Below are 26,802 nucleotides of genomic sequence, written 5' to 3'. Positions count from 1 at the left end.
TATGGAACAGTCAAATGATAGCTCACTCGACAATGATGTTGATAATGACGTTGATGATAAGGTTGAAGATGAGTTAATCGCTGATGACGAGCTTGATATCGATGACCTAATTGCTGATATGGAACAGTCAAATGATAGCTCACTCGACAATGATGTTGATAATGACATTGATGATAAGGTTGAAGATGAGTTAACCGCTGATGACGAGCTGGATATCGATGAACTAATAACTGACAAAGAACAGCTAAGTGATAGCTCAATCGATAGTGGCGTTGATAATGAAGTTGAAGATGAGTTAATTGATGATGAAGACTTCGACATCGATGAGCTAATTGCTGACTTGGAGAAGTCAAATGAAACTCCAATGGAAAATGAAGTTGAAGATGAGTTAATTGATGATGAAGACTTTGACATTGATGAGCTAATTGCCGACATGGAACAGTCAACTGAAAGCCCTGTTGAAGATAAACTTGATATTGGCGATGATTTAGTTTCAGGTGCTTTCGATAAGCAAGCACTTGAAGAATTATTGGAAGATAACGAACATGCTATTGAGTTATCACCTGATTTTTCAGATCAAAATGTATTAGCAGATTTGTTAAATGATAGTGATGAAGATAGTAGTAGCAAAGTAACAGAAGCTAGTGAAATTAATGATATTAAAGAGTTAAATAATTTAAATTTTGATGAGCTTTTAGCAAATATCGAAGAAGAGTCTAGTATTGCCAATCAAGGTGCTAATTTTAATGAAAACCTTGATGATAGCGATAAAGTAACATTAGAAGATTTCGATAACTTTAATTCTCAAGACATTTCATCGAAAGATAGTGCAGAGGCAGGAAACTTTGCAAGTAGTGATAGCAACGAAAGTGATTTTGTCTCTGTTGACTCATTACTTTCTGATAGCCAAGGAGAAGTCAATTTTGATGAACCTTATGAAAACGCCAATATAGATGTTGGATTGAATGAATTTCCAGAATTTACTCGTGATGTCAACTTAATTGATGTTGATATTGATGAGAGCGGTATGGCCGCTAAACTTGATTTAGCAAAAGTTTACCTTGAAATAGGAGACGAAGATAATGCTCAAGTTATTTTAAAAGAAGTTATTAAATTGGGTACAGCTGAACAGCAAGAAGAAGCACAGAGACTGTTAAACGAGTCTTAAGACGATATATAACGTAATCGAATTACTAACAATATTGGCATAGCGCAGTAAAATAATGGATAATGCGCCAATTTGAGTTATACACAGTTGGCTTAAGAGGTTTACATGCGTTACGCACTAGGTATCGAATACGATGGGAAAAATTATTGTGGCTGGCAACGGCAAAAAAGCGTAATTAGCGTACAACAAAAAGTAGAACAAGCATTATCTAAAATTGCAGACGAGCCTATTGAAGTTATTTGTGCTGGTCGTACCGATACAGGTGTTAATGCGACAAATCAAGTTATCCATTTTGATACTACTAAGCAGCGTAAGGATATTGCGTGGACTCTAGGGGTCAATACTCATTTACCTACAGACATAGCAGTCACTTGGGTTAAAGCTGTTAGTGATGACTTTCATGCTCGCTTTAGTGCTACAGCGAGACGCTATCGTTATATTATTTATAATAATAAATTACGCTCTGCTATTTTAAGTTACGGTATTAGCCATTGCCATTATTGGTTAGATGAAAAACTCATGCAAGAGGGGGCACAATTCCTCGTTGGTAAGCATGACTTTACTTCATTTCGAACAGTTCACTGTCAATCACACTCACCAGTTCGCACTATTGAACATTGTGAAATAACTCGTCAAGGTGAATATATCATCGTTGATATAAAAGCGAATGCTTTTTTACACCATATGGTGCGTAATGTGGTTGGTAGTTTAATGCGTGTTGGGCAATCACAAGAAAAGCCAATTTGGATTAAAGAAGTATTGGAGCTTAAAAATCGTTGTATGGCAGGTGTAACTGCACCACCAGAAGGTTTATACTTTGTCGAGGTTGATTATCCAGGGCAGTTTGACTTGCCTAAAAGACCGTTTGGACCATTGTTTTTAAATTAAACTGTAATTATCATTATTAAATAACAAAACAGACCAGTTTTTTATATAACATATAGGATAAAGTATGTTCTAATTATTGGTTATATTTGTTATCACATTCTACTTAACTTTTTTATGAAGGTTTATCAGTAAAAAAGTTGATTTATATTCGTTGCAATAGGCAAAAATAAAATTATGAGCTGGATTGAAAAAATTCTCCCAAAAGCAAAATCTACCCAAAAAAGCAATATTCCTGAAGGTGTTTGGAGTAAGTGCTCTTCATGTAATGCAGTACTGTATAAAGTTGAGCTAGATAGACAAATATCTGTTTGTCCAAAGTGTGATCATCATATGCGTATTAGTGCGCGTAAACGCATCGACAGTTTTCTTGATCAAGATAACCGTCAAGAGCTAGGTGAAGAGTTTGAAGCACAAGATATTTTAAAATTTAAAGACTCAAAGCGTTATAAAGATAGATTAAGTGCCGCGCGTAAAAATACCGGTGAAAAAGATGCTTTAGTTGTAATGAAAGGTGAACTTCATGGTATGCCTGTTGTTGTTGCTGCATTTGAATTTGCATTTTTAGGTGGCTCTATGGCTTCCGTTGTTGGTGCTCGTTTCGTTAAAGGTGTTGAATATTGTTTAGAGCATAACCTTCCTTTTATATGTTTTTCAGCAAGTGGCGGTGCCCGTATGCAAGAAGCATTATTTTCATTAATGCAAATGGCCAAAACAAGTGCAGCATTAGCTAAAATGAGTGAAAAAGGTTTACCTTATGTTTCTGTATTAACCGACCCTACTATGGGGGGTGTTTCTGCAAGTTTAGCTATGTTAGGTGACATCAATGTTGCAGAGCCAAAAGCATTAATCGGTTTTGCAGGCCCGCGTGTTATCGAACAAACCGTTCGTGAAAAACTGCCAGAAGGTTTTCAACGCAGTGAGTTTTTATTAGAAAAAGGGGCTATTGATATGATTGTTGATCGCCGTAATATGCGTGAAACATTAGCTCGCATGTTAGCCAAATTTACAGGACAAGTTAGCCCTTTATAATATTATCTTAAATTAGCTAAAGTCTATTAATATATGTTGAAACAAACTGAAAGCCACTCGAAAGATTTTTCTAATCTTAATGAGTGGCTTTGTTATTTAGAAACCATCCATAGCACTGAAATTGATCTTGGGCTATCTCGCATTAGCGAAGTTGCTACAAGACTAAATATTGATTTTAGTTTTGCTTGTGTAATTACCGTTGCTGGCACTAATGGCAAAGGAACTACGTGTGCTTTTTTAGAAAATGCGCTACTTGGTGAAGTTAGGTCCGAAAAAGTAGATGAGAAGACCATCGAAAACGATAATTCCAAAGATAATATTCGTTTACAAACCGTGGCTGTATACTCATCACCACATATTGAAAAATTTAATGAACGGTTACGTATTAATAAAAGTGACATCGATGATCAATCACTTATTACTGCGTTTGAAAAAATAGAGTTCGCAAGGGGAGAAATATCTCTAAGCTATTATGAGTATACAACCTTAGCTGCATTTCTTGTACTGATGCAGGTTAAACCAGACATTATTATATTAGAGGTTGGCTTAGGCGGACGTCTTGATGCAACCAATATCATTGATGCTGATGTGGCTGTTATCACAACCGTTGACCTTGATCATCAATCTTTTCTTGGTAACGATAGAGAAACGATTGGTTTTGAAAAAGCAGGTATTATGCGTGGTAATCAGCATATAATTATTGGTGACCCTAATGTACCACAATCTGTATTAAATTATGCTAAGCAAGTCAATGAAGTCGCTGATGAACAAGGTTTACAGCAAGCATTAAAAAAAATAAAAGTACGTAATAAAGATTTTTTTATTGTTAATAACAGCGTTTTTAATAATCAGGACGAGCCCTGTTGGCAACTTCAGTTTATTGACGTTGATGAAAAAAATCAAAAAATAGAATGTAATTTGCATAACCTTATCACAACTTATATTCCTCAAGATAATGTTGTCACAGCATTAATGGTCTTAAAGCAACTTGGAGTTCAGTTAACGACTAACAAAGTTAACAGCCTAATTTCAAATACCCAAGTAGCAGGAAGAACAGAGCTATTTAATCTAAAAAGCCAGCAGGTTGGTAAAGCCGAAAGTAGCGATGTAATCAGTAATACTTTTGTGGCGCAATGTGATGTTATGCTCGATGTTGGTCATAACCCACATGCAGGTCGATATTTAGCACAAAAAATAGCTCAAGTTAAAGCTCAAAATCAATATCAACGTATTATTGCCGTTGTTGCTATGCTTGCAGATAAAGATATTGCTAATACCTTAACTCCTTTTAATGATGTTGTTGATGAATGGTATTTAGCACCATTAACGGTTCCAAGAGCAGCAACCGCTGAACAAATGGTAAATGAGCTATCTCATTTTACTAATTCTATCAATTGCTTTGACAATATTACTCAGGCATTTAAAATGGCTAATCTTAAAAGTGAATCAAATGACTTGATTCTTGTTTTTGGCTCTTTCTACACGGTTGCCGAAATTAGGCAGCTTTTAATTTAGACTATAGCTTAAGTTATTTGGAGTATCGTTTGTCTACACCGTTTCAAAATCGCCTTGTTGGTACCATTATTGTTGCTGCCGCAATCGTTATTTTCTTACCTGATATACTTGATGGCAAAAAACAGTCTAGTCAAGCCGACTTCGACACAATTCCACAAGCTCCTGCTTTTAAGGGGGAAACAATCCAAGCGCCGTTTCCAAATGAAGCATTAGTAAAGCAAGAAGCACCTAGTACCTCTAATGAAGAAGCTATAGATGAGCAATTATTAATAGATAATGAGAAAAGTGAAAATGCGCTTAGTGACACTCAAATTACTAAAGTAACACCGGCAAATAAGCCGAAAAAAATTGAAATGAATAGTGCTTCGAAGACAAAAAGTAATTCAGCAATTGATAAACCTGTATTAGGAAAAACCCCAGCTAAAGCCGTTAACAAAGAAGCTTGGGTTATTCAACTAGGTAGTTTTAGAAATAAAAGCAATGTTGAAGAATTAGTGAACAAGTTAAAAAGTAATGGTTATACTGTTTTTACTAAGCCTATTCAAACTAAAAAAGGCACGTTAACAAAAGTTTTTGTAGGACCTGAACTGATAGAAGCATCTTTGACTAAAAAAATTCCAGCATTAAAAAAATTAACAAATGTACAGGGTAAAGTTTCTCGATTTTACCCAAATTAATAACGGTATTACAGCCAAAAGGTTGGGCATTTGTTTTTTGATTCTGATAGAATGCGCGCCTCTAATGAATGAGAAACTTAAACCATGGTTTGGATAGATTACGCCATTTTAGCCGTAATAGGCATATCAACACTAATTAGCTTGGTGCGAGGCTTTGCAAAAGAAGCTGTATCGTTAATTATTTGGATAGGTGCTTTTTTTATTGCGAGTACCTTTTATGCCAATCTAGCTAACCTTCTTACTAATATCTCTGATCAATTTTTGCGAAATGCAGCCGCAATCGCGATTTTATTTATAACTACTTTAGTCTTGGGCGCTTTAATTAACTATCTTATTGGACAGTTAGTAAGGAAGACAGGATTATCTGGCACCGATCGAGTTCTCGGACTTGTATTTGGTGCATTACGTGGCGTGTTAATTATCAGTGCAGTGTTATTCTTTATGGATGCTTTCACTGGTGCAGCAACAACAGAGTGGTGGAAAAGTTCACAATTAATACCTGAGTTCAGGTTGGTTGTTGAATGGTTTTTTGAGTATCTCAAACAATCATCAAGTTTTCTAACATAACGTTAATTCATAAAACTATTAGCTAATTTCCCAGCGGAGAAAAATTCATGTGTGGTATTGTTGGTATTGTCGGTAAAACCCCGGTTAATCAATATTTGTATGACGGATTAACAGTGTTACAGCATCGAGGACAAGATGCTGCCGGTATTGTTACTATCCATGACGATACATTTCGTTTAAGAAAAGGTAATGGTTTAGTTAAAGACGTTTTTCATACGCGTCATATGCTTAGATTACAAGGCAATATAGGTATTGGCCATGTTCGTTACCCAACTGCAGGTACTTCTAGTTCCTCAGAAGCTCAGCCTTTTTATGCTAATTCACCTTATGGTATCTCTTTAGCACATAATGGTAATCTAACCAATGCAGATGAATTAAAAACTTGGCTTAATACTAAAGCTCGACGTCACGTAAATACAACTTCTGATTCAGAGTTACTGTTAAATATTTTAGGCCATGAATTACAGCAAAGTGAGAGCGCATCCTTAACACCTGATGATATTTTTACTGCTATAACTAATGTGCATAAACGTGTTAGAGGTGCTTATGCTACTGTCGCTTTAATTATTGGTTATGGCATGGTTGCGTTTCGTGACCCAAATGGTATCAGACCACTCGTTTTTGGTAAGCGTGAAACTGAACATGGTATCGAATACATGATAGCGTCTGAAACGGTTGCTCTTGACGCTTGTTCGTTTGAGTTTGTTCGTGATGTTGCTCCAGGTGAAGCCATCTTCTTCTCAGAAAATGGTCAAATTCATAGCCAGCAATGTTTTGATAAACCTAACTACAGCCCGTGTATTTTTGAGTTTGTTTATTTTGCTCGCCCAGATTCAACAATAGATAAAATTTCTGTTTATGCCTCTCGTGTTGAAATGGGAACGAAGTTGGGTGAAAAAATAGCCAAAGAATGGGATGATGTTGAAATAGATGTTGTTATTCCTATTCCTGAAACATCATGTGATATTGCGTTGCAAATCGCCAAACAATTAAATTTACCTTATCGTCAAGGCTTTGTTAAGAACCGCTATATTGGCCGTACTTTTATCATGCCAGGACAAGAGCAGCGCAAAAAGTCTGTTCGTCAAAAGCTGAATGCAATTGGAGCAGAGTTTAAAGGTAAAAATGTTTTACTCGTAGATGACTCTGTTGTACGTGGCACAACCTCTGAACAAATTATTGAAATGGCTCGCGCATCAGGCGCTAATAAAGTTTATTTTGCTTCTGCTGCCCCTGAAGTTCGTTTTCCTAATGTTTACGGCATAGATATGCCAAGCGCTAACGAATTGATTGCTCATGGTCGTGACGTTGACGATGTTTGTGAATTAATTGGTGCAGATAAACTTATTTACCAATCTATAGAAGACTTAGTTATTGCTGTGAGAGCAGGGAACCCTGAAATTAAGAGCTTTGATACTTCTGTATTCGATGGTATCTATGTGACCAACGATATAGATAATGCTTATTTAGAAAAACTTGATGCACAAAGAAATAATAGCAGTAAAGAAGCATCAGATAAAAATGCTGATACTGTTATTGATATGTACAATGAAGGTGCAGAGTAACTTTACGTTATATCTAAATAGTGATAAAGAAACTGTAGAGTATAAAGTAACGAGTAGCGGTTAATTTTCAACTGGCTACTCGTTATGCTGTTATTGTTAGTAACTCTTAAATGACTAGCTAAGAAATATATTCAGGTCCAAATCCCATAGACCATAATACCGCACTAAATGCCATAATTCCCACGAGTAGCACTAGACCACAAGTAACTACCGAGCTTGAATATATAAATCCTTTTTCTTCAGGAATATTCATCATAATAGGTACGCCTGAATATAATAAATAAATGGAATAACATACCGCGGCAACTCCAGCTAATGCAACAAACCAAAGTACTGGGTACAACGCAGCAATACCAACCATTAGCATAGGTGTTGAAGTATATGCAGCAAGCTCTAATGATTGTACAAAACTTGGTTTTGCATCAAAGGTTTTTGCCATCCATTGAATTAAGTAGGCGAGTGCTAATACACCAACAATTAAAGCGCAATATAGTGCTACCGCCATTAATTGAGCGCTACTTTGATTTATTTTTATTGGATCACCAACACCGATTGTCCAACCGATATGTGCAGCGGCATAGTATCCACAAATAGTAGGGATGAGTGCCACTACTAATATATGTATCATGCTATAGGTTAAACTTTCGTGGCGCTTTTCAATTGTTTGCCATTCGTCTTTTGGGTGAGTGTATAAGCCCCAAATATGATTTAATATCATAACAACTTCCTCTTGCAGTCCCCGATTAATTATTTAGCTATTTTATATAAATTTATTATTGTTCACTAAATAAACATTCGACATTAAAAAATTATATTGTCGATAACCTATTTATGTAAGATGCCAGCCCATTCGTCAAGGTTTGAACGGTAAATAGACAATAAAAGATGAAAATAAATACTTTTTATATTGAATATAAGTAAAAACTATTTTACTTATCACGTATGGATATAAGTAAGTTTGAATTGGGAGTACGTCATTAAATTCTATTTATGCACATTAGGCGACCTTTATTCTAACTATTTTCATTATTTCAATATCAAAACCTGCGATATTTTCATTGTCTGGGTAGTAAGTAATATTTACGCGTTGCCCTTTTAAACTTTTATATAATTTTTTTCGTTTATATTTAAAAGCAACACTTATATCTTCCAACATAAGCGTATTAATAACCCAATCATCAGCTTCACGTTGAACATGTGAGATAACCTTAATATTATCGGTATGAACAAGTTTATTATGTTGCTCAATTAACTTCTTTGCTTCTTTATTGTCAGGGACGTTATCTTTAAAGTTATGGGTCATGATCAAAACCTGCGGAGTATAGGTGCTACTAGTATCTCAATTTATTGCTTTTTAAAATAGTGTCATCGTTTAATTAAAAGTTAAATTAATTATAATGTTTATCTGTATTCATTTAAGGACGGCAGAATAAAGTAATATATTTAGTAAACTTCATGTTAAAATTATTCTAAATTATCAATAATATTGAACTTATAAAAACAATGTACGAAGAATTATTAGCGCCAATTAACGCTTTCTTAAAATGTAAGACTCCTGAGTCTTGGGTTGAAGAAGCAAAAAAAACAGAAAACTTACCAATACTTCTTCGGGATCATTTAATTTGTGAGCAATAGACCTATGTGTGCATATTGGTTATAGTTAATCAATACACGTGAGGTCGTTATGTCAAAAATTAGAAAAGCATATTTATATCAGAGGTTCAGCTCTGATGCCCAAAAAGGGAATAGTTCATTATTCCGTCAAACAGATTCCCAAGAAGCTTGGTTAAAAACCAACCCCGATGTTGTCGTAGAAGATAAACTGGTTGATGATGGTCTTTCTGGATTCAAAGGACATAACCTATCAAAAGGTTCTCTGGGTGTATTAGTAGATCAAATCGAACAGGGGCTTGTTGAAAAAGGCTCATTAATCTTAGTTGAACAATTTTCCCGCCTATCACGTCAATCGATTGAAAAAACAGAAGAGCTTTTAAGAAAAATATGGACTGGTGGCATTACAGTTGTCACCGTCAGAGATAATCAACACTATCCACCTGAATCCGTGAATGATATGTCTAAACGGATAAAATTGCTTGTTGAAATTGAATCGGCTTACAAAGACTCTGAATGGCGTTCAGAAAAAGTAAAAGCAAGTTATGTGAGACGTGAAAGCAATGCAAAAGAAGGTATAACACCTAAGATGCGTAGGGCTTTCTGGTTAACACCAGAAGGTAAATTAAATGAAAAGCACACTGTAATTTATGACTTATTTAATCTATATAAAGGCGGGTTAGGTCAGCACCGAATAATTCAAGAATTACAGATCAAATATCCGAATGTTGAGGAAGTTCAACGAATGAACCCTACGACAGTTATGTATTGGATCAAAAGTGATACTGTCCGAGGTATATGGCGAGGTAATAAGGTTTATGATGCAGCTGTTACTGATGAACTTTGTTTTAATGTTAGATCAATACACCAGAATAGACTGCACAAAAACGTTCAACCTGATCGCAAATGGTTTTTAAGTGGCTTGGTTCAATGCGGACATTGTGGAAAAGGTATGTCTATTCAACAAACACAAAATAGTGCTCCTGTTTTAAGATGTAGTGGTAAACAACGAAAAGGGGGGGAATATGTGTGCGATATGAAATCTACTTTTCCATACCAAGTTGCTTATCATTATTTTATGTTAGTTGTTAAAAGAGAGTTATTAACTACGGTTATTAATAATGCAAACAAAAAAGCTGATGTTGAATTACTAGAAAAAACAAAACAAGATCACTTAGCTAAAACAGATGAGTTAAAAGGGCTTGAAAAAGCCTATGAAAAATTAATTTCTGATGGAAATGATATTACTTGGATATCAGGTAAGTTAGGGGCTGTGCAAACAGAACAAAATAACTTAAATAACGAAATAGTGCGGTTACAAAATGCGATTAGTCATTCAAACGACTTTGATTTTAAAAAGTATAAGGGTAAACAAAAAGAATTATGGGATAACCCCAAAGAACTTAATTTACTCTTGCAAAGGCTTCAACAAAAAATGGTCATTAAAGATAAAGAAATCAGTTTTCAAAATTGTAGGAAAATGAAATATCAGGGCTTTAGTCAAAAAGATAAATCGTATAAAACAGTTTTAGGATTAAAAGATAGAGTAGACATACCTTCTCAGTCACTTTCTCTTATTTTAAAGAGTGAAAAGATCAAAGGAACATAACAATAAACTTCAAATTGATTAAGTTGATTTTATCAACTTAATCAATATAATCAATTACTTAATAAAGATAAAGCTTGCTTTTTATTTTTAGTTGTTGTAATATAATTTCACTTACTAAGTAAACCCCTTAATTAGTAGGTTTAAACAAACTTGGAAATAAAATGTTTAATTTAAAAATGAAAGAGAGAGAAAGAAAACCCAAGCGCTCTTAGAAGAAAATGTCTTCTTTGAGTTTAATAACTTATAAAGGAGACACTTATGTCTAACAAAACAGTATCAGTACAAGCTTTAATTCAACTTTTAAACCAATTACAACAAGCCGCTCAGTTTTATTCTCGCCCAACCCCTTTACAGTTTTACCCTAAAACTCAATATATTCGAAGTGACTGGGATAATGCTAATACAAGACGATTAAATAAGGATACATTTGTTGTTAACAAATATTCTTGTTTAGTAGGTGGTTTCAGGTTTTATAAGGGATATGTAGCAGAGGTTGTAGGTCGAGATCCTGCAACTGGTGAACGTATTTACTTTATAAACTTTTCTGGGTTTTACTATTACGACTGCGGTCAATATAAAAGACTTTAATATTAGTTGAAATAACCTAAGGAATTAGTGCAATGCTAATTTTAATGACAAAAGCTATTCAAAATAATTAGGCTTACTATATATTTTGAATAGCTTCTAAATACAAAAAACACCGAAAATATAACCATTTTAAACAGTGTTCTTATCTTAGTATTTATAATAGAAAATCGTCAGGGTCAATTTCAAAACTTGTTTTGCCATTATCTAATGCTTTTAAAGTAACTTTTTCTCTAATAGTTTTCATATTACCCCAATCGCCTTTACCAAAATAATACGGATTTAAAAGATAAAACCCCGTATCAATTCTTAGTAAAAAATAATTTTTAGATAAAACCGACAAGCTATTATCAAGTGATTCAATTTTGATATTTAACTTTTTACATATCTTACGTTTTATTGAAGCATTTAAGTTAATAAAATTATCATTAAACTCTACAAGCTGAAAAAGGGCTGTTAATACTCTACTCGCGCCTTTGGGGATTGAATAGATTAGGTCAGGGTCTTGTAAGTATTGTTTGATATAGGCAGGTTCAGAAGCTTTTATAGCTTTAAAAATCTCTTCAATAGTATGTTGTTTAACTTTTCCATTTTCATCAATCTTAGTGTGAGCAAATGATTTTGATAAAGTTTGTTTAGTTTTTTTTTGTGTAAATTGATCCATAAGTAATCCTCCGAGTTAGATCTCTTACTTATACGATTACCATATCTTTTTATAATTACAATGATGAGAGATAACTTTTTTTACAGCGACAAGTCGCTGTGATTGTTTCTGATAAAAAGGCAATGCCTTTTTGATTTGTTTAACGTAGTTAAACCCAGAGGAAAACCTGAAAAACTTGTTTTTCGTGGAGGTTGTCCTATCTGGAATATAACTTTTGAGTAGCATTTGATCCGAAGTTTATACGAAAAATTATCTCCATAGGCTTGAGTTATATTTTTTTGATGCTTCAATAGAAAACAGAACAATATAAAAATATACATGAAAAACTTTGTCGTAATAACTCAGCCAATAAAAGATCAAACTAAGGGATTAACCAACTACCTAAGTTACTTAGTCTCAACTAAACACAAAAACCATCGTGATAAGACTCGAATTGTCCCTATACATAGCACTATAAAAAAATTACTAAATCATTGTATAGGACAGATTACTGAGCGTAACTTGGAAAGAAAAAAAGCTAAAAAAGGTGGGAGAGATATAAGCTCTTATGCTCAATCTTTTGTCTTTTCATTACCTCCTGATATTTATTTAAACGATGAACAGTGGAAGCAAGTTGCTATGTCCGTATTTTGTGATCTTGCCAGTTACTTAAACTTACCTAAAACAACATTATCAAAAAGTTGCTTTATCAATCTTCACGATCAAGAAAACCAACACATTAACTTAGTCGTTTCGAAAGTTATAGATGGGACAGTTTGCAAAGATATACAAAAAAAGGCTGTTTTATCACTGTTGAAACAAAGCTTCAATGCAGCAGTATTAAAAACTACAAACATTAACCATTTAACCTATAAAACAAAAACCAGTAGAGCGAAGCGATATACAAATAGCTTTTATCAAGAAAACAAAGAGATCATTAATGCCTTGGACACTAATAATTATGAAATCGAACCATTAAAAGTGTCCGGCGCAGCCGAACAACCATATTTAAAAAGAGATCATAAACGAACATATACAAGGACGTATCAATGAAAATAAAAAAAATACAATTTACAAAAAACTTAATCAGTAAAATAGAATCAACAATTTTAAATAAAAATAAGCAGTATCTTAGCCATACCGATAATGTACTGAATAATCGTGTGTTCGATATAAATTACCAAAAGTTACTTTTAAATGGCAAATTATCACCCGATTTAATAAACGAACTTGGATATTTTATTCAAGTTTACGGTGATGAACTTATTCACTTTATTAAAAACAATTGTCCTCCAATGTTACTGATTGAAGCGGTTTCAGTGTTTACTTTTGAAAAAGAAAAATATCAGTTTGAAACGTTAAGAAAAGAGCTTAATTGTTATATTGATCTTGAAGATGTATCAGATTATAGATTTGCTAGTTATTTAACATTAGGCTATTCGTTTTACGATAGTTTATTTTTTGTGTATATGAACAGGTATCAGATTCATCGATACAATGTATGGAACTTAGTTTCTAATACTGAATATGAAAAGCCACAATTCCTTGAACAAGAAAATAATATTGAATCGACATCAAAAACCAAAGTAAAAAACAAACCTAAACCTAATAAATATGATTCATAGGAATTAAAATATATCTTATTGATCTATTTATGGCTTAATCTTGGTGTAAAGGGTTAAAATAACGTTATAAATAATTTTAAATATCTATTATGACTATTGAAGAACTATTAAGCCCTATTCAATCATTTCTGCAATGTGAAACACCGCAAGAATGGATTGATAAAGCAGCTAAACCTGAAAACTTATCCGTTATTTTATTGGATCATCTCGTGTGTGAATTAAAAGCAGCTCAAACAGGAATGTGGCTGATCCGTAAATATGCAGTAGATAAACAAAGTGGTCAAGAACTTCTAAATTGGTTAGAACCTTACGAAAAGTTTATATATAAAAAAGAAGGAACTCTTGAAAATTTGGCAAGTAAGTTGAAATTTTCAAAGTCGATTGTGCCAAAAAGCAACTCCCCAATCGGGCAAGACTTAATTGATAAAATGGTATTGCTGATTAAAGAAGAGTTACATCATTTTTATCAAGTATTAGAAATAATGAATGCTCGGAATATTCCATATGAGAATATCAGTGCAGGTCGTTATGCCAAAGGTATGATGAAACATGTTAAAACTCATGAGCCAGAAACACTTATTGATAAGCTAATTTGTGGGGCTTATATCGAAGCTCGTTCTTGTGAACGTTTTGCTAAATTAGCTCCATACCTTGATGACGAACTAAATAAGTTCTATATATCTCTACTTCGCTCAGAAGCAAGACACTATGAAGATTATCTATCACTTGCTCAAAAAGTTGCTAATGAAGATATTTCGGAAAGAGTAAAATTATTTGGTAAGGTAGAAGCTGAATTGATTTTATCTGACGATAAAGATTTTAAATTTCATAGTGGAATACCAAAATAAAAATTAAATAAGGAATAGATGTGGCAGCAATCATAGAACGTTTTGCAATTAAAAGCCTTTACGGAGAAAGGGATGTAACAATCGACTTTAACAGTAATGTTAAAATACTTGTAGCAGAGAATGGATACGGTAAAACGACAGTTCTTAATGCTCTTTTTGCTATTGTTTCGGGGAATATCAGTAAGCTTAGAGAAATTGATTATGAATCTATTGAAATTGATTTTTCTAACGGCAAAAAATTTAAAATAGATAGTTCTGAATTGAAGTTTTCTTCTGAATATTTTGAAAGAGGTGGACGAGATAGAGGTATTTTTGATTATTTATCTAGAAAATGTGGGGAAGATAAGACTGTAAGACTTGTTGAAGAGTACTTTTCTATGTCTCATAAATCATTTCAAAAAAGCGCTTTATATAAATATTTTGTTCGTAAGGCTGATTTACCACATGGTCATCTGTTGAGCGTTCTTAGAGACTTAACTAAAAAGTCAAAAGATGATGTGCAAGATTTAGTTTCTGGTCGTGAAAAATTATCTGAAATTAGAGAAAATTTTGATTTGAATATAGTTTATCTACCAACTTATAGAAGAGTTGAGCAAGATTTTGAGGAATTTAATTCGCTTGATGAAGAAGATTTTTCAGATGACTTTTCAATCAATTTTGGTATGAAAGATGTCAGTAGAAGGTTTCATGAAATTACTGAAGAAATAAAATCATCATCTGTTCAATGGTTTTCTAAAGTAAATGGAGAGATGCTAAGCCAACTGGTAGAAGGGTTTAAAATAGATGAAGACTCAAAACAAAGTATAGATGCAGACGCATTAAAAATTGTTTTGGATAGAATAGGAAATAATATCGAACAGTCCTATAAAGACAAAATAATAGAGTTGGTCGATTCAAAGGAGATCTTTAACGGGCATGATCCTCTCGTATATTTTATATCTAACTTAGTTAAAGTTTATGTTCAACAAAAAAGTAACGATAAAGCAATTCAAGATTTTAGTGAAGTTTGTAATCGCTACCTTGTAGATAAAAAAGTTGATTACAACGAAAGTGATGTAACTATCGAAATAGTTAGAAGGAAAAATGGCAAGCCTGTTGATTTAGAGAACTTGTCATCAGGTGAAAAGCAAATTATATCTTTATTTGCTCGACTTTATTTAAAACGAGAAGATAATTTAGCCTTGTTTTTTGATGAACCAGAGTTGTCGCTTTCTATTGAATGGCAAAAAACACTGTTGCCTGATATTTTGAACTCTGGTAAATGCGCTTATTTATTTACTACAACGCATTCACCATTCATATTTGAAAATGAATTGGCTGAACATACAGTAGATTTAGGGCATTACATCAAGGAACTATAATGGATCGAGTTTTAACTATGCAGAAGCATGGGAGCTCGTATTCTGTAAAATTATTAGAGTTCTCACGAATATATTCCAAAAATAAAGATAATTTAATATGCTTGTTTGAAGGACAGGATGAAAAGTACTACACAAGTAGAGTAGATAACTTCATAGGTAAAGGAAGATGGCAAGGAATAAACTCTGGTGGGAGGAGAGTAGTTACAGATTTATATGATGTGATTAATAAACACCCTATTTATAAAGAGTCTAATTACTGCTGTTTTATAGATCATGACTATCAAGATTGGTATGAAAACCCTGACAATGATCGAATTTACGTAACGAGTGGCTATTCAATTGAAAACTATTACGTCTCTGAGCCAGTATTTAAAGATATTCTGTCTTCTGAGTTTAATATAACCGAGTTTAATGAACATAGTGTTGATTATACAAAATGTATTCAAGCATTTAATGCGAGGTTAGAAGAGTTCAATAGCTGTGTATTACCTTTTAATTGTTGGGCAAAAGCTCACCGATTGATGGAATACCGTAAACAAGCCCCAAGAACTCTTAATATTCAGAATATTAAAATAGATGAACTCGTATCTATTTCAATCGAAAAGGTTGAAAAAGCTTATGGTGATTCTCCTGAAAACTTATTTAAAGACTATGAGGGGCTCTCTCTATGTCCAGTGGCTTTGAAAGATGCTCAGGACAACTTAAATACTAAGAATTTAACGTTAGCTATGCGAGGGAAGCAGCAGCTTGAGTTTTTAAGAATGTTTTTAATAAAACTCAAAACGGATAGGGGAAGTAAAACCCCGTCATTTTTTAGTGCTAAGGGAAAGGTTATCTTAAGCTTAACCAAGGATAATTGTATTTCTGAACTATCTCAATATGCAGAAACACCAGAATGTCTGACCGAATTTCTTACTAATGTCAGTGTAAGAATGGCAGCTTAGACGATTGAAAAAGGTTAACTTTTAGGTTAACCTTTTTTATATAAGTCAATATGCACGCATAATCTATCTGTGAATTAAAAGCCGCTCAAAGTGCATTATTTTTACTTAAACGTTATGCACTAACAGCAGAAGGTGCAGAGCAATTAACTGATCTAATGAAACCTTATGAACAGTTTGCCTATAAACGTATTGGTAACACTGAAACGCTCAAAGGGATGAATGTTTTATCTAAGTCGATTAAAGCTAAGTCTGATTGTTCATACGGGCAAGATATGGTTGATAAAATGGTTTTATTAATAAGAGAAGAGTTACATCACTTTTATCAAGTATTAGAAATTATTGAAGAAAATAATATTCCTTACGATCCAATACCTGCATCACGGTATGCGAAGGGGATGCTTAAAAATGTTCGTACCTATGAACCAGAAGCGCTTATTGATAAGTTAATTATTGGTGCATACATTGAAGCAAGATCTTGTGAACGTTTTGCTAAAATAGCACCGTATTTAGACTCAAAAATTGGTAAATTTTATTTATCGTTACTTCGCTCTGAAGCACGTCATTATCAAGACTACTTAGCACTAGCAGAGCAAATTTCCAAAGTAGATATAACAGAGCGAGTTACTTTTTTTGGTGTTATTGAAGCTGAACTTATTCAATCACCAGATACAGATTTTAAATTTCATTCAGGTAAGCCAAATTTAATTTGTTTGCTCTAAACCTAAGTCCTTTTAGAGCAGAATCATAAGTAAATATTCCCGCTATTAATAGTAATAAAATTTAAGTAATTGTTTTTCATGTTGTTTTAAGCTATCTAATTTTTTTGATTTGTGCAATATTAAATGACAATAAACAAAAATTATAGGGCTAACAGTACTGAAAAGCCTCTATAAGAAACTATTAGGGCTTTATGTCAAAATTGCATTTTATAATTATACTTCTTTTTTTTCCTGTATTTGTTTTAGCTAATGAAATTGATGAATGTGGTAACAATAATGAAGCAAGAGCTTTAGTTAAATTAATTAAAAGTGATAATCAGCAAAAACGAATATCTATCCGTTGTAATAGCTTGCTTACTGAAGCGGCTGAAGCGAAAGCTAAAAAAATGTCTGAATTAGGTTTGGTTGTACATAATCTTGAAGGGGGGCCAAATTCACGTTTACGCAATGTAGGTTATAAACTCCCATATTATTACGGTTATGATTTTAATAGCAACCAAGTAGAGGCTATTGCAGGTGGTTATTCTGATGCAGAAGAAGTCTGGGATGCCTTTAAAAGATCGGAACTTCATCGAACACATTTATTAGGTGATCTTGACTTCTATAAAGAGCAAGATGAAATCGGAGTTGCTTTTATAAAAAAGTGGGAGTCACCTCACGTAGAATATTGGGTAGTTTATTTAACGAAAGGCTATGAAAAAAACCAAACTAAGCTTGTTGAATTTACTGAAATACCTAACAAAAGCCTATTTATAATACAGCATGATAAATTAAAATAGTGATTGTAAAAAACTAATAAGATATCAATTGCGTTGAGTGATTGACACCGATCATTTTATCGAATTTTTGCCTTAGAATATTTTTCTCTTAGCGCCTGCTTTGAGTAATTTAATAATTAAACCTGCCAATAACTTAACTTACATTATTGTAAAATAGAACTTTCTTCAGAAGTGCGACAATTTGTCACTCTGTTATTAAAGGTTGTGAATCTATAATGACGTAATTCTTATTATAATGGAACTTACGATAATGTTTACACGCTTTATTTCTGGTATTAAATCTCCTCTATCATTAACCTTCGCATCAGTAGTGCTATTGGCTGGTTGTGGCTCTAGTAGTGAAAGTACTGTCGATACAGGTACGCCAACGGAAGAAAACACACCTTTTACACTTGATTTTACAGCAAAAAGTGCTGGTGAAACTGTGGCTTGTGATACTAGCCACAACCAATTTGGTACTGAAGAATTACATGCTATTTCTGTAAGTGATTTACGCTTTTATATAAGTAACCTTAAATTCTATAATGAAAATAATGAAGAGATTAGTGTTGAGTTAGATGCTAATGACTTTCAACGTCATAGTGAACAAGGATTCGTTGGCTTAATCGATTTAACTAGCAACACTGCTGGTGCGTGTACAGATGATGCTTTAGGTGGTACAGAGCGAACAAATACCGCTATTAGTGGAACGATTATTGGTGGCACTGGTACTGTCAATAGCGTTAGTTTTGATGTCGGTGTACCACAAGCGGTTATGAAAGATGTTATTGCGACCAACACGCAAGAAGATGCGCCAACACCATTAAATGAATTATATTGGTCTTGGGCAAGTGGGTACCGTCATTTTGTGATGAATTTTACGATTGAAAATACTGAAGAAGTTGAGGGTAAAGGTCTTATACATTTGGGTAGTCGAGATTGTGGCGGTGATGGTTTGCTTGCTTTAGAAGAGAAAGATACTTGTGATTTCGTGAATACGCCGAAAGTGACTCTTGATAACTTTAATCCTGTTAACGACGTTGTTGTACTTGATATTGATGCAATGTTAAATAATGTTCAATTTTCCGCAACAGGTGATGAAGTAACTCCTACAGTATCTTGTCATTCTAACCCTACGCAAACAGATTGTACTGCTCTTTTTGAAAATTTTGGTTTAGACATTACTGATGGTAGTGCTGATGCTGATGCAAATCTTGTATTTATTAAAGAATAAGTAAATGCTATTTAGATCTCTAGGTCGGTTAACGTTGCCTAAACTCAGTGAAGTTGATTCTTCATTGAGTTTCATGTTTTTACCGCTGTCATTATTCGTGATGCTTTTTGTTTCTGGTTGTAATGTATCTTCTACGACAACAGTTACTTCAACTGAAACAGAACAGGATTTACGTACATTATTAGACTTACCCGATCATATGCCTTTACCGGCTATTCCTGAGTTTAATCCGCTCACCAAGGAAAAAATAACGCTGGGGCGTTTTTTATTTTACGATAAACAGCTATCCGCTAACCAAACTCAATCTTGTGGTTCGTGTCACTTTCAGTCTGATGCCTTTGCCGATGGCATTAGTACACCAATAGGCTCAACAGGGCATGCTTTAGTACGTAACAGCCAAGGGTTAAGTAACGTGGCATATAACGCAACGTTTACTTGGAGTAATGACACTTTTTTTGAGTTAGAAGATCAATTAAATGTACCAATTCGTGCCGATGATCCTATTGAATTAGGGGTTACTGATGCTGAACTTGATACCGTATTAAGCCGTTTTAATAACGATGAGAAGTATCAAGAGATGTTTGAAGCTGCTTTTCCTGATAGTGATTCAGGCGCAACCATGAATAAAGTTATTTTTTCATTGGCAAGCTTTGTGCGAACGATGATCAGTGCTAAGAGTCCTTACGATGAATATTTATTAGGTGATAAAGAAGCATTAACCGCCCAGCAAAAACAAGGTTTTAGTTTATTTAATGGTGAAAAATTTGAGTGTTTTCACTGTCATACTGGTATTAACTTTACTGTGTCATATAAAGATGCCAATACGTTGAATGATGCACTTTTATTTCCATTTTTTAATAACGGTTTGTACAACGTAAATTCTGATGGAAGCTATCCCTTAGAAGATCAGGGAATCTTTGATTTATCGTCTGATCCGACAGACAAAGGTAAATTTAGACCACCGTCATTACGAAATATAGAGTTTACAGCACCTTATATGCACGATGGCAGTATCGGTACTTTACGCGAGGTTGTTGAGCATTATGCCAGAGGTGGAACATTGACAGAATATGGTGTTAACGCGGGGGATGGAAAAAATAGCCCTTATAAATCAGCACTGATACTTGGCTTTTCGGCTACAGATGAAGAAATTGACGCTGTAGTCTCTTTTTTAGAGTCACTTTCTGATTATGATTTTATTAATAACGAAAAATTTTCGAATCCGCATGAGGAAAATTAATGCTTAAGCGTATTAAGCCAATATGGCTATTATCTTTACTTTCTATTGTTTATCAACCAGTAATGGCTCACCAAAAAGTTTCTTTGTCTGAGAAGGACTCAATTAAAGTTTTGGCTGCTATAACTTACCGTAACAACCAAATAGTAGAGAGCGGTGAAATATGGCAACCGCAAGGTTTTTTAGTTGGTGGTGAAGCGGTACCTGCAGAAGACGGTGCAAGCTTAGATGATGCACAACTGCAGGGGTACATGAACCTAAATAAAGAATACTATGTTGCCGCTAAATTAAGTGCACATAGTCACAGCGGTGAAAATAGTCTTGAATTAGAAAATCTTTGGTTTGGTACTGAGTTTCAATTTGCACAGCAAATGTTTCAAATTGAAGCAGGGAAGATTTCAACCGAAGTAACAGATACCATTAATTATCATTCATCTATAGATATTTTTAGTCAGGCACCATTATCTGCAGATATATTATTTGGCCGTCATTTTACCGATATAGGCGCGCGATTTGCGTTAATGAATTCAATTGATCAGTTAAATTCAAGTTATAAGTTAGGTATAGAGTTATTTAGTGGTGATAATTTTCCTGCAACTTCTGGTGATGGCAGTATATCGGCATTTAGCCATTTGACTTTTCAGTCACAATCTTTTCAGTCGATAGCTAAACTTTGGGTAATGTATGCTAAAGCAGAGCAAAGGGAAGATGTACGTTATAGTGAAGGCCATAGCCATGGTGTATCGGTAGACAATGTAGTTCAATCATTTTTTACGGGGGATACCTTGAGTACAGGTATATATCTTGATGGAACGTGGGATTATGAGCAATGGCGTTTTCATGGTGAGTTTGAATGGATTCAAGCACAAATAGATGGTCAAATCTCAACGACAACACAAAGTGCCTACATGGATGCAGTTCAAAGTTCATATCGTTTAGCCGCTTTTGTAGAGAGAGAAAAGCACAGTCTTCACCTTGAATATGAAATTTTAAGTGTTGATAATGAGTTCTCTCAAACAACAGAGACATTCATTGAGCAAGTAGGTTTAAGTAATAATGGGTTTGAACCAAACAGACTAAGTGTTGGTTGGCATTATGCATTTCATCCTGATTTTATATTACGTACTGAATGGATGAGAGATGAAAGCAATGAATTATCACAAGTTAGCTCCATTGTTAGCTTAGGTATTCAATGGCGCTATAACCTTTTATAAGTTTTGATAACAGATATTATAACCCAATGAATTCAGATTAATTAGGGATGTCAGTATAAATTTATGCTGACGTATCTGTTTGATTAAATGGGGAGTTGAGTAATTCCATATTGCTTGGTGTTACTTTTAACCAAGCTCCTTGTTCATACCAGTCGCCTAGTACAATGCGTTTTGCGGGTTTGTTATTGGCGGTTAACTCATGTACAGCAGGTCTATGAGTATGACCATGAATCAATAATTGACTTTGATGAGCTTCCAAACAATTGACCACTTCCGAGGGTGTTACATCCATAATATCTTGGGGTTTTATTGATGTAGCTGCTGCACTTTTTTTCCGGTAATCGGCAGCGATTTTTTTACGTACAAATAGTGGTAAGCTTTTTATCATGGTTTGCCACCACCAAGAACGCGATTTTTTACGAAATTGCTGGTAAGCAACATCACGTGTGCATAGAGTGTCGCCATGCATAATGACCACGCTTTGTCCGTATAAGTCGATTAACTCAACTTCAGGTAGTAATATCATGGCTGATTTTTTTGCAAAACTAGCCCCTAGTAAAAAGTCTCGGTTGCCATGAATATAATAAATAGTGGTACCAAGGTTTGATAGAGTGGTTAATGCTTTAGCTATTGTGACTAAATAAGCACTGTCATCATCATCACCAACCCAAGCTTCAAATAAGTCACCGAGAATATAAAGCGTTTGTGCTCGTGTTGCATCATTTTTCAAAAAGCGTAAAAAACAGGCGGTAATATCAGGTCTGTTTTGTGCTAAATGTAAATCAGCAATGAAATATGTTACGGAGTTATTTGTACTTGGCATTGGCAGTTGCTTCTAGTGCTTATTTCTATTAGTGAGTGCTAATTTTGAGTGTTAATATTTACAGCTAACAATTACTCAACAATTGCTGATTCAATAACAATATCTTCTTTAGGCACATCGCCATGACCGTGCAAACTACCTGTTGGTACTAAAGTCATTTTATCTACCACGTCCATACCTTCAACAACTTCACCAAATACACAATAACCCCAACCCTGTACTGATTCATTTTTAAAATCTAAAAAGTCATTGTCAGTTAAGTTAATAAAAAATTGTGCTGAAGCTGAATGAGGCTCTTGAGTACGTGCCATTGCTAATGTGCCACGCTTGTTACTTACACCATTGTTGGCTTCATTTTTAATGCTCGCGCGTGTTTCTTTTTCTTCTAAGCCTGGTGCAAAACCACCACCTTGTGCCATAAAACCTTTAATTACACGGTGAAAGATAGTGCCATTGTAATGACCTTCTTCAACGTATTGTTGAAAGTTTTTTGCAGTAATTGGTGCTTTCTCAAAATCTAATTCAATTTTAATATCGCCAAGGCTTGTTTTGAATATAATCATATCGTTCTCTTCTACAAGGTAAAATTTAACGGAATTGTACGCGATCATTCGCGGAATTAAAAATAGAGGTTTTAATATATTTAATTTACTTGGATATTAATTGATATAAAGTGCATCTGGCATGGTGATTCGATAACACGCTTGGGGTACAATCCATTTTCAATGTAGTACATTATTATTTTATTTACTGGAGTCGTAAACCCTCATGTTACAGATATACAATACTTTAACTCGTAAAAAGGAAGCTTTTACCCCGATTAACCCAGGTAAAGTAGGATTGTATGTTTGTGGTTGTACTGTTTATGATTTGTGCCATATTGGTCATGGACGTACATACATCAGTTTCGACAATATAGCGCGTTATATGCGATTTTCTGGTTATGATGTGAATTATGTACGCAACATTACTGATGTTGAAGATAAAATAATTAATCGTGCTGCACAAAATAATGAAACAACTGAGCAACTTACTGAGCGTACCATTGCTTATATGCATGAAGATTTTGATGCATTAAATATAGCTCGTCCAGATATTGAGCCGCGTGTAACGACTCATATGAATGAAATTATTGCTATGATCGAAACGTTGATCGCGAAAAAGCATGCTTATATTGCGGGTGAAAAAGACAGTAGTGATACCAATAATACAGGTAAAGGTGATGTGTTATTTGACGTTTCTAGCTACGCTGATTATGGCAAATTAAGTGGACAAGATTTAGAGCAGTTACAATCAGGTTCAAGAGTTGATGTCGATCAATCCAAAAACAACCCATTAGATTTTGTTTTATGGAAGTCGGCTAAACCCGGCGAGCCTAGTTGGTCATCACCGTGGGGTGAGGGTAGACCTGGTTGGCATATAGAATGTTCAGCGATGAATGCAAAAGAGTTAGGTCATCATTTTGATATTCATGGTGGTGGCTCAGATTTACAATTCCCTCATCATGAAAATGAAATTGCCCAAAGTTGTTGTGCACTTGAAACACCTTATGTAAATTATTGGATGCATACAGGGATGGTACAAGTGGATCAGGAAAAAATGTCAAAATCTTTAGGCAACTTCTTCACTATTCGTGATGTGCTTGCTCAATATGATGCTGAAACGGTTAGGTTTTTCTTAACAACAGGGCATTATCGTAGTCAACTAAACTACTCGACTGATAATTTGAATCAAGCAAGAGCTTCATTAGAGCGTATTTATACGGCCTTAAGAGACGTTGATATTAGTGATGATTTTATTTTAGATAAATCTTCTACTTATGTTAAACAGTTTTGTCAGGCTATGGATGATGATTTTAATACGCCGCAGGCATTAGCAGTACTCTTTGAAATTGCTAAAGAATTAAATGTCGTAAAAAGTAACAATATTGAACAAGCTAAAAAATTAGCGGCAACATTAAAAACGTTAGGTGGTGTTATTGGTTTATTACAATTAGCGCCAGAAAGTTTTTTACAAGGGCAAAATGCGAATGAAGACGTCGCTGAAATTGAAGCGCTTATCGTGCAACGTAATCAAGCACGAATAGATAAAGATTGGGCGCTTGCTGATGAAGCTCGTGATAAGTTAAATGCGATGAATATTATACTGGAAGATAGTGCTGGTAAAACAACATGGCGCAAAAATAGTTAGATACTAATTTTTATTAAGTCTAGTGCTCGTTAATTAGCAAGCAGTATCATTAACTATGAACGAGAGTGTGCAACAAATTTGTACACTCTTTTAGCTAGACTTCAAAAATAAAAAATACGTATTATTTACCGAATTGCTCACAAGCAATGTATGTATTTTCAATTAAGCAAGCAACTGTCATCGGGCCAACGCCGCCAGGTACTGGTGTAATAAAGCTGGCTTTTTCTTTAGCTACATCAAATTCAACATCACCGACAAGCTTACCTGACTCTAAGCGGTTAATACCTACATCAATAACGACTGCACCGTCTTTAATCCATTCGCCAGGAATGAAAGCAGGTTTTCCAACTGCGACGACAATTAAGTCAGCGTTTCTCACTTTACCTTCTAGATCTTTAGTAAATCTATGGGTCGTGGTAACGGTACAACCTGCTAGTAATAACTCTAACATCATTGGTCTACCCACAATATTTGAAGCACCAACAACTAAAGCATCTAAGCCATGTGGTTGAATACCTGTGGACTCAATGAGTTTCATAATTCCTTTTGGTGTACAAGGGCGAAGGCCAGGTTGACGTAAAGCAAGCTTACCCACGTTAGAGGGATGAAAACCATCTACATCTTTTTCAGGGTGGATGTGTTCAATAATCAAGTTAGCATCTAACCCTTCTGGTAAGGGAAGCTGAACTAAAATTCCGTCAATAGTATTGTCGTTATTTAGTTCATTAATTAATTGGTATAACTCATCCTGTGAAGTGGTGGCAGCTAAATCATAAGAACGAGATACAAAACCAACTTCCTCACAAGCTTTACGTTTACTACCTACATAAACCTGAGAAGCTGCATCGCAACCTACTAAAATAACTGCTAGTCCTGGAGCTCTTTGACCTTTATTTTTACGTAGGCTAACTTTTTCTTTAATAGAGTCGCGAACTTTTTTGGCAATAACTTTGCCGTCAATTAATGATGCCGTCATAATACTTAACTGTAACCTTAAATAAATTAATGAGATAAATGAGCTGTAAAATTGAGGTTATTTTGCCATAAACCCTACGCTAGTTATAGTTAAGAGTGAGAATAATTTCATAAGAAAAGTTTGAATAGTGGCATCCCGTACTGATAATGCTTAATTCTTAGTGTTGTCTTGTATATATAAGGTATTTGATACTAATTAAGCAAGTTGCATTAAAAGTGAACGAACAGGTATTTATTTATAAAAATAGTTTGACTGAGCACGCGCAAATCGGTAATATCCGCACCCGTTGAAGACAGCTAATGTTTTAGTTTGTTTTAAACAAATGTCGGTGATTAGCGCAGCTTGGTAGCGCACTTGGTTTGGGTCCAAGGGGTCGCAAGTTCGAATCTTGCATCACCGACCACTTTTTCTTACTAATTTCTTTAAAAAATTATTTAAAAGATGAAGTGTTAGCTTTGGTGTTTATTAAGTTCATTTAGTCATGAATTTTATTATAAATCGCCAGGCATAACTTATTCAGTGAATAAGTTATAATGCTTTTGTAGGTTAATGTGCGCCCTTAGCTCAGCTGGATAGAGCAACGCCCTTCTAAGGCGTGGGTCGCAGGTTCGAATCCTGCAGGGCGTGCCATACTAAAAGTAGATAGAAAAGATATAATGGTGGCTATAGCTCAGTTGGTAGAGCCCCGGATTGTGATTCCGGTTGTCGAGGGTTCAAGTCCCTTTAGCCACCCCATCTTTACTTTGAGCTCCTTAGTCAAAGAATTTGAAAATCGGTGATTAGCGCAGCTTGGTAGCGCACTTGGTTTGGGTCCAAGGGGTCGCAAGTTCGAATCTTGCATCACCGACCACTTTTCAAAAATATTATTTCCCATATCTAACCAAAATTGGTTTGGGTGTCATCAAGTTCAGTCGCAAGTTCTAATCTTCATTACTGACAACTTCTCAATTTAATTCCATATTCATGATTGATATTTATTAAGCTCATCATTCACTAAATTTTGGTTTGGGTGTCAT

At 34.5% G+C, this 26,802-nt stretch carries 25 protein-coding genes, 4 tRNA genes and 2 pseudogenes; 25 read left to right on the top strand and 6 right to left on the bottom strand.

Features of this window, described 5'->3' with window-relative positions; all coding sequences use genetic code 11:
- The 7 genes from Q4496_RS16990 to purF form a co-directional block, all read left to right on the top strand.
- On the top strand, nucleotides 1–1,168 hold a 1,168-nt coding region (locus Q4496_RS16990; protein WP_303610888.1), incomplete at its 5' end, for a FimV/HubP family polar landmark protein.
- Between the two features lie 105 nt (nucleotides 1,169–1,273).
- Nucleotides 1,274–2,056 carry a tRNA pseudouridine(38-40) synthase TruA gene (gene truA / locus Q4496_RS16985; protein WP_303610887.1) on the top strand — a complete coding sequence of 261 codons (783 nt, stop codon included), beginning with the start codon at nucleotides 1,274–1,276 and terminating at the stop codon, nucleotides 2,054–2,056.
- A 174-nt stretch (nucleotides 2,057–2,230) separates the two neighbouring features.
- A complete protein-coding gene (gene accD / locus Q4496_RS16980) occupies nucleotides 2,231–3,085 on the top strand; it encodes an acetyl-CoA carboxylase, carboxyltransferase subunit beta (RefSeq protein WP_215972678.1) in 855 nt (284 codons plus the stop codon).
- A 33-nt stretch (nucleotides 3,086–3,118) separates the two neighbouring features.
- Nucleotides 3,119–4,600 (top strand): folylpolyglutamate synthase/dihydrofolate synthase family protein, encoded by a 1,482-nt coding sequence (locus Q4496_RS16975; protein ID WP_303610886.1) that lies wholly within the window; start codon nucleotides 3,119–3,121, stop codon nucleotides 4,598–4,600.
- A gap of 29 nt (nucleotides 4,601–4,629) precedes the next feature.
- Nucleotides 4,630–5,277, top strand: coding sequence for an SPOR domain-containing protein (locus Q4496_RS16970; protein WP_215972680.1), 648 nt, complete (start codon nucleotides 4,630–4,632; stop codon nucleotides 5,275–5,277).
- Between the two features lie 84 nt (nucleotides 5,278–5,361).
- On the top strand, nucleotides 5,362–5,844 hold the full coding sequence (locus tag Q4496_RS16965) for a CvpA family protein (RefSeq protein WP_215972681.1): 483 nt from the start codon (nucleotides 5,362–5,364) through the stop codon (nucleotides 5,842–5,844).
- A gap of 47 nt (nucleotides 5,845–5,891) precedes the next feature.
- The gene (purF, locus tag Q4496_RS16960; protein WP_215972682.1) at nucleotides 5,892–7,409 is read left to right on the top strand and encodes an amidophosphoribosyltransferase; all 1,518 of its coding nucleotides are present in this window, start codon (nucleotides 5,892–5,894) and stop codon (nucleotides 7,407–7,409) included.
- A gap of 118 nt (nucleotides 7,410–7,527) precedes the next feature.
- Here purF and Q4496_RS16955 read toward each other — a convergent pair whose 3' ends face one another.
- Together Q4496_RS16955 and Q4496_RS16950 are read right to left on the bottom strand one after the other, a co-directional pair.
- The gene (locus tag Q4496_RS16955) at nucleotides 7,528–8,127 is read right to left on the bottom strand and encodes a Yip1 family protein (protein WP_215972683.1); all 600 of its coding nucleotides are present in this window, start codon (nucleotides 8,125–8,127) and stop codon (nucleotides 7,528–7,530) included.
- A gap of 279 nt (nucleotides 8,128–8,406) precedes the next feature.
- Nucleotides 8,407–8,712, bottom strand: a complete 306-nt coding sequence (locus Q4496_RS16950; RefSeq protein ID WP_215972684.1) for a hypothetical protein — start codon at nucleotides 8,710–8,712, stop codon at nucleotides 8,407–8,409.
- 200 nt (nucleotides 8,713–8,912) lie between these two features.
- Between Q4496_RS16950 and miaE the strand changes: the two are divergent.
- The 3 genes and pseudogenes from miaE to Q4496_RS16935 form a co-directional block, all read left to right on the top strand.
- Nucleotides 8,913–9,038 (top strand): annotated as a pseudogene (miaE, locus tag Q4496_RS16945) (tRNA isopentenyl-2-thiomethyl-A-37 hydroxylase MiaE); the annotation flags it as partial.
- Between the two features lie 55 nt (nucleotides 9,039–9,093).
- The gene (locus tag Q4496_RS16940; RefSeq protein ID WP_303610885.1) at nucleotides 9,094–10,629 is read left to right on the top strand and encodes a recombinase zinc beta ribbon domain-containing protein; all 1,536 of its coding nucleotides are present in this window, start codon (nucleotides 9,094–9,096) and stop codon (nucleotides 10,627–10,629) included.
- Between the two features lie 258 nt (nucleotides 10,630–10,887).
- On the top strand, nucleotides 10,888–11,217 hold the full coding sequence (locus Q4496_RS16935) for a hypothetical protein (protein ID WP_303610884.1): 330 nt from the start codon (nucleotides 10,888–10,890) through the stop codon (nucleotides 11,215–11,217).
- A gap of 154 nt (nucleotides 11,218–11,371) precedes the next feature.
- On the opposite strand, the gene Q4496_RS16930 is transcribed toward Q4496_RS16935, so the two are convergent.
- On the bottom strand, nucleotides 11,372–11,878 hold the full coding sequence (locus Q4496_RS16930; protein ID WP_303610883.1) for a replication/maintenance protein RepL: 507 nt from the start codon (nucleotides 11,876–11,878) through the stop codon (nucleotides 11,372–11,374).
- Between the two features lie 318 nt (nucleotides 11,879–12,196).
- On the opposite strand from Q4496_RS16930, the gene Q4496_RS16925 reads away from it, so the two are divergent.
- From Q4496_RS16925 to Q4496_RS16880, 10 genes and pseudogenes are all read left to right on the top strand, one after another.
- On the top strand, nucleotides 12,197–12,910 hold the full coding sequence (locus Q4496_RS16925) for a hypothetical protein (protein WP_303610882.1): 714 nt from the start codon (nucleotides 12,197–12,199) through the stop codon (nucleotides 12,908–12,910).
- On the top strand, nucleotides 12,907–13,482 hold the full coding sequence (locus Q4496_RS16920; RefSeq protein WP_303610881.1) for a hypothetical protein: 576 nt from the start codon (nucleotides 12,907–12,909) through the stop codon (nucleotides 13,480–13,482). Before Q4496_RS16925 ends, Q4496_RS16920 begins: the two co-directional genes overlap by 4 nt.
- 89 nt (nucleotides 13,483–13,571) lie before the next feature.
- On the top strand, nucleotides 13,572–14,330 hold the full coding sequence (locus tag Q4496_RS16915) for a tRNA isopentenyl-2-thiomethyl-A-37 hydroxylase MiaE (protein WP_303610880.1): 759 nt from the start codon (nucleotides 13,572–13,574) through the stop codon (nucleotides 14,328–14,330).
- Nucleotides 14,331–14,350: 20 nt separating this feature from the next.
- Nucleotides 14,351–15,691 (top strand): AAA family ATPase, encoded by a 1,341-nt coding sequence (locus Q4496_RS16910; protein WP_303610879.1) that lies wholly within the window; start codon nucleotides 14,351–14,353, stop codon nucleotides 15,689–15,691.
- The gene (locus Q4496_RS16905; RefSeq protein WP_303610878.1) at nucleotides 15,691–16,635 is read left to right on the top strand and encodes a DUF4435 domain-containing protein; all 945 of its coding nucleotides are present in this window, start codon (nucleotides 15,691–15,693) and stop codon (nucleotides 16,633–16,635) included. Before Q4496_RS16910 ends, Q4496_RS16905 begins: the two co-directional genes overlap by 1 nt.
- A 4-nt stretch (nucleotides 16,636–16,639) precedes the next feature.
- Nucleotides 16,640–17,354: pseudogene (locus Q4496_RS16900) on the top strand (tRNA-(ms[2]io[6]A)-hydroxylase).
- A 191-nt stretch (nucleotides 17,355–17,545) separates the two neighbouring features.
- Complete coding sequence (locus tag Q4496_RS16895) at nucleotides 17,546–18,133, top strand: CAP domain-containing protein (RefSeq protein WP_303610877.1); 588 nt, start codon at nucleotides 17,546–17,548, stop codon at nucleotides 18,131–18,133.
- Nucleotides 18,134–18,383: 250 nt separating this feature from the next.
- Nucleotides 18,384–19,346 (top strand): MbnP family copper-binding protein, encoded by a 963-nt coding sequence (locus tag Q4496_RS16890; RefSeq protein ID WP_215972687.1) that lies wholly within the window; start codon nucleotides 18,384–18,386, stop codon nucleotides 19,344–19,346.
- Between the two features lie 4 nt (nucleotides 19,347–19,350).
- Nucleotides 19,351–20,586, top strand: coding sequence for an MbnH family di-heme enzyme (locus Q4496_RS16885; protein ID WP_303610876.1), 1,236 nt, complete (start codon nucleotides 19,351–19,353; stop codon nucleotides 20,584–20,586).
- Nucleotides 20,586–21,797, top strand: a complete 1,212-nt coding sequence (locus Q4496_RS16880; protein ID WP_303610875.1) for a hypothetical protein — start codon at nucleotides 20,586–20,588, stop codon at nucleotides 21,795–21,797. Before Q4496_RS16885 ends, Q4496_RS16880 begins: the two co-directional genes overlap by 1 nt.
- Before the next feature lie 61 nt (nucleotides 21,798–21,858).
- Here Q4496_RS16880 and lpxH read toward each other — a convergent pair whose 3' ends face one another.
- Entirely contained in the window at nucleotides 21,859–22,620 is a 762-nt protein-coding gene (gene lpxH, locus Q4496_RS16875) for a UDP-2,3-diacylglucosamine diphosphatase (protein ID WP_303610874.1), read from the bottom strand.
- A 71-nt stretch (nucleotides 22,621–22,691) separates the two neighbouring features.
- Nucleotides 22,692–23,183: a peptidylprolyl isomerase gene (locus Q4496_RS16870; RefSeq protein WP_215972690.1), complete on the bottom strand. Its 492-nt coding sequence runs from the start codon at nucleotides 23,181–23,183 to the stop codon at nucleotides 22,692–22,694.
- 205 nt (nucleotides 23,184–23,388) lie between these two features.
- Here Q4496_RS16870 and cysS point away from each other — a divergent pair, with 205 nt between their 5' ends.
- The gene (cysS, locus tag Q4496_RS16865; RefSeq protein ID WP_303610873.1) at nucleotides 23,389–24,810 is read left to right on the top strand and encodes a cysteine--tRNA ligase; all 1,422 of its coding nucleotides are present in this window, start codon (nucleotides 23,389–23,391) and stop codon (nucleotides 24,808–24,810) included.
- 121 nt (nucleotides 24,811–24,931) lie between these two features.
- On the opposite strand, the gene folD is transcribed toward cysS, so the two are convergent.
- Nucleotides 24,932–25,786 carry a bifunctional methylenetetrahydrofolate dehydrogenase/methenyltetrahydrofolate cyclohydrolase FolD gene (folD, locus tag Q4496_RS16860; protein ID WP_303610872.1) on the bottom strand — a complete coding sequence of 285 codons (855 nt, stop codon included), beginning with the start codon at nucleotides 25,784–25,786 and terminating at the stop codon, nucleotides 24,932–24,934.
- 326 nt (nucleotides 25,787–26,112) lie between these two features.
- Between folD and Q4496_RS16855 the strand changes: the two genes are divergently transcribed.
- The 4 genes from Q4496_RS16855 (at nucleotide 26,113) to Q4496_RS16840 (ending at nucleotide 26,636) form a co-directional block, all read left to right on the top strand.
- Nucleotides 26,113–26,189 (top strand) — tRNA-Pro (locus Q4496_RS16855).
- A gap of 150 nt (nucleotides 26,190–26,339) precedes the next feature.
- Nucleotides 26,340–26,416, top strand: a tRNA-Arg gene (locus Q4496_RS16850).
- Nucleotides 26,417–26,445: 29 nt separating this feature from the next.
- Nucleotides 26,446–26,521: transfer RNA gene (locus Q4496_RS16845), tRNA-His, on the top strand.
- A gap of 38 nt (nucleotides 26,522–26,559) precedes the next feature.
- Nucleotides 26,560–26,636 (top strand) — tRNA-Pro (locus Q4496_RS16840).
- The last annotated feature ends 166 nt before the right edge of the window (nucleotides 26,637–26,802 follow it).

Source organism: Colwellia sp. 5_MG-2023, from assembly GCF_030547795.1.
Taxonomy (GTDB): Bacteria; Pseudomonadota; Gammaproteobacteria; order Enterobacterales; family Alteromonadaceae; genus Colwellia.
Note: the sequence above shows the minus strand (reverse complement) of the source record. Positions and strands in the feature narration are given on the sequence as shown.

What these genes read in the sequence shown, in the direction of transcription:
- truA (WP_303610887.1), top strand. Translation starts at nt 1,274, where the DNA reads ATGCGTTACGCACTAGGTATCGAATACGATGGGAAAAATTATTGTGGC.
- accD (WP_215972678.1), top strand. Translation starts at nt 2,231, where the DNA reads ATGAGCTGGATTGAAAAAATTCTCCCAAAAGCAAAATCTACCCAAAAA.
- Q4496_RS16975 (WP_303610886.1), top strand. Translation starts at nt 3,119, where the DNA reads ATGTTGAAACAAACTGAAAGCCACTCGAAAGATTTTTCTAATCTTAAT.
- Q4496_RS16965 (WP_215972681.1), top strand. Translation starts at nt 5,362, where the DNA reads ATGGTTTGGATAGATTACGCCATTTTAGCCGTAATAGGCATATCAACA.
- purF (WP_215972682.1), top strand. Translation starts at nt 5,892, where the DNA reads ATGTGTGGTATTGTTGGTATTGTCGGTAAAACCCCGGTTAATCAATAT.
- Q4496_RS16955 (WP_215972683.1), bottom strand. Translation starts at nt 8,127, where the DNA reads ATGATATTAAATCATATTTGGGGCTTATACACTCACCCAAAAGACGAA.
- Q4496_RS16950 (WP_215972684.1), bottom strand. Translation starts at nt 8,712, where the DNA reads ATGACCCATAACTTTAAAGATAACGTCCCTGACAATAAAGAAGCAAAG.
- Q4496_RS16940 (WP_303610885.1), top strand. Translation starts at nt 9,094, where the DNA reads ATGTCAAAAATTAGAAAAGCATATTTATATCAGAGGTTCAGCTCTGAT.
- Q4496_RS16935 (WP_303610884.1), top strand. Translation starts at nt 10,888, where the DNA reads ATGTCTAACAAAACAGTATCAGTACAAGCTTTAATTCAACTTTTAAAC.
- Q4496_RS16930 (WP_303610883.1), bottom strand. Translation starts at nt 11,878, where the DNA reads ATGGATCAATTTACACAAAAAAAAACTAAACAAACTTTATCAAAATCA.
- Q4496_RS16925 (WP_303610882.1), top strand. Translation starts at nt 12,197, where the DNA reads ATGAAAAACTTTGTCGTAATAACTCAGCCAATAAAAGATCAAACTAAG.
- Q4496_RS16920 (WP_303610881.1), top strand. Translation starts at nt 12,907, where the DNA reads ATGAAAATAAAAAAAATACAATTTACAAAAAACTTAATCAGTAAAATA.
- Q4496_RS16915 (WP_303610880.1), top strand. Translation starts at nt 13,572, where the DNA reads ATGACTATTGAAGAACTATTAAGCCCTATTCAATCATTTCTGCAATGT.
- Q4496_RS16905 (WP_303610878.1), top strand. Translation starts at nt 15,691, where the DNA reads ATGGATCGAGTTTTAACTATGCAGAAGCATGGGAGCTCGTATTCTGTA.
- Q4496_RS16895 (WP_303610877.1), top strand. Translation starts at nt 17,546, where the DNA reads ATGTCAAAATTGCATTTTATAATTATACTTCTTTTTTTTCCTGTATTT.
- Q4496_RS16890 (WP_215972687.1), top strand. Translation starts at nt 18,384, where the DNA reads ATGTTTACACGCTTTATTTCTGGTATTAAATCTCCTCTATCATTAACC.
- Q4496_RS16885 (WP_303610876.1), top strand. Translation starts at nt 19,351, where the DNA reads ATGCTATTTAGATCTCTAGGTCGGTTAACGTTGCCTAAACTCAGTGAA.
- Q4496_RS16880 (WP_303610875.1), top strand. Translation starts at nt 20,586, where the DNA reads ATGCTTAAGCGTATTAAGCCAATATGGCTATTATCTTTACTTTCTATT.
- lpxH (WP_303610874.1), bottom strand. Translation starts at nt 22,620, where the DNA reads ATGCCAAGTACAAATAACTCCGTAACATATTTCATTGCTGATTTACAT.
- Q4496_RS16870 (WP_215972690.1), bottom strand. Translation starts at nt 23,183, where the DNA reads ATGATTATATTCAAAACAAGCCTTGGCGATATTAAAATTGAATTAGAT.
- cysS (WP_303610873.1), top strand. Translation starts at nt 23,389, where the DNA reads ATGTTACAGATATACAATACTTTAACTCGTAAAAAGGAAGCTTTTACC.
- folD (WP_303610872.1), bottom strand. Translation starts at nt 25,786, where the DNA reads ATGACGGCATCATTAATTGACGGCAAAGTTATTGCCAAAAAAGTTCGC.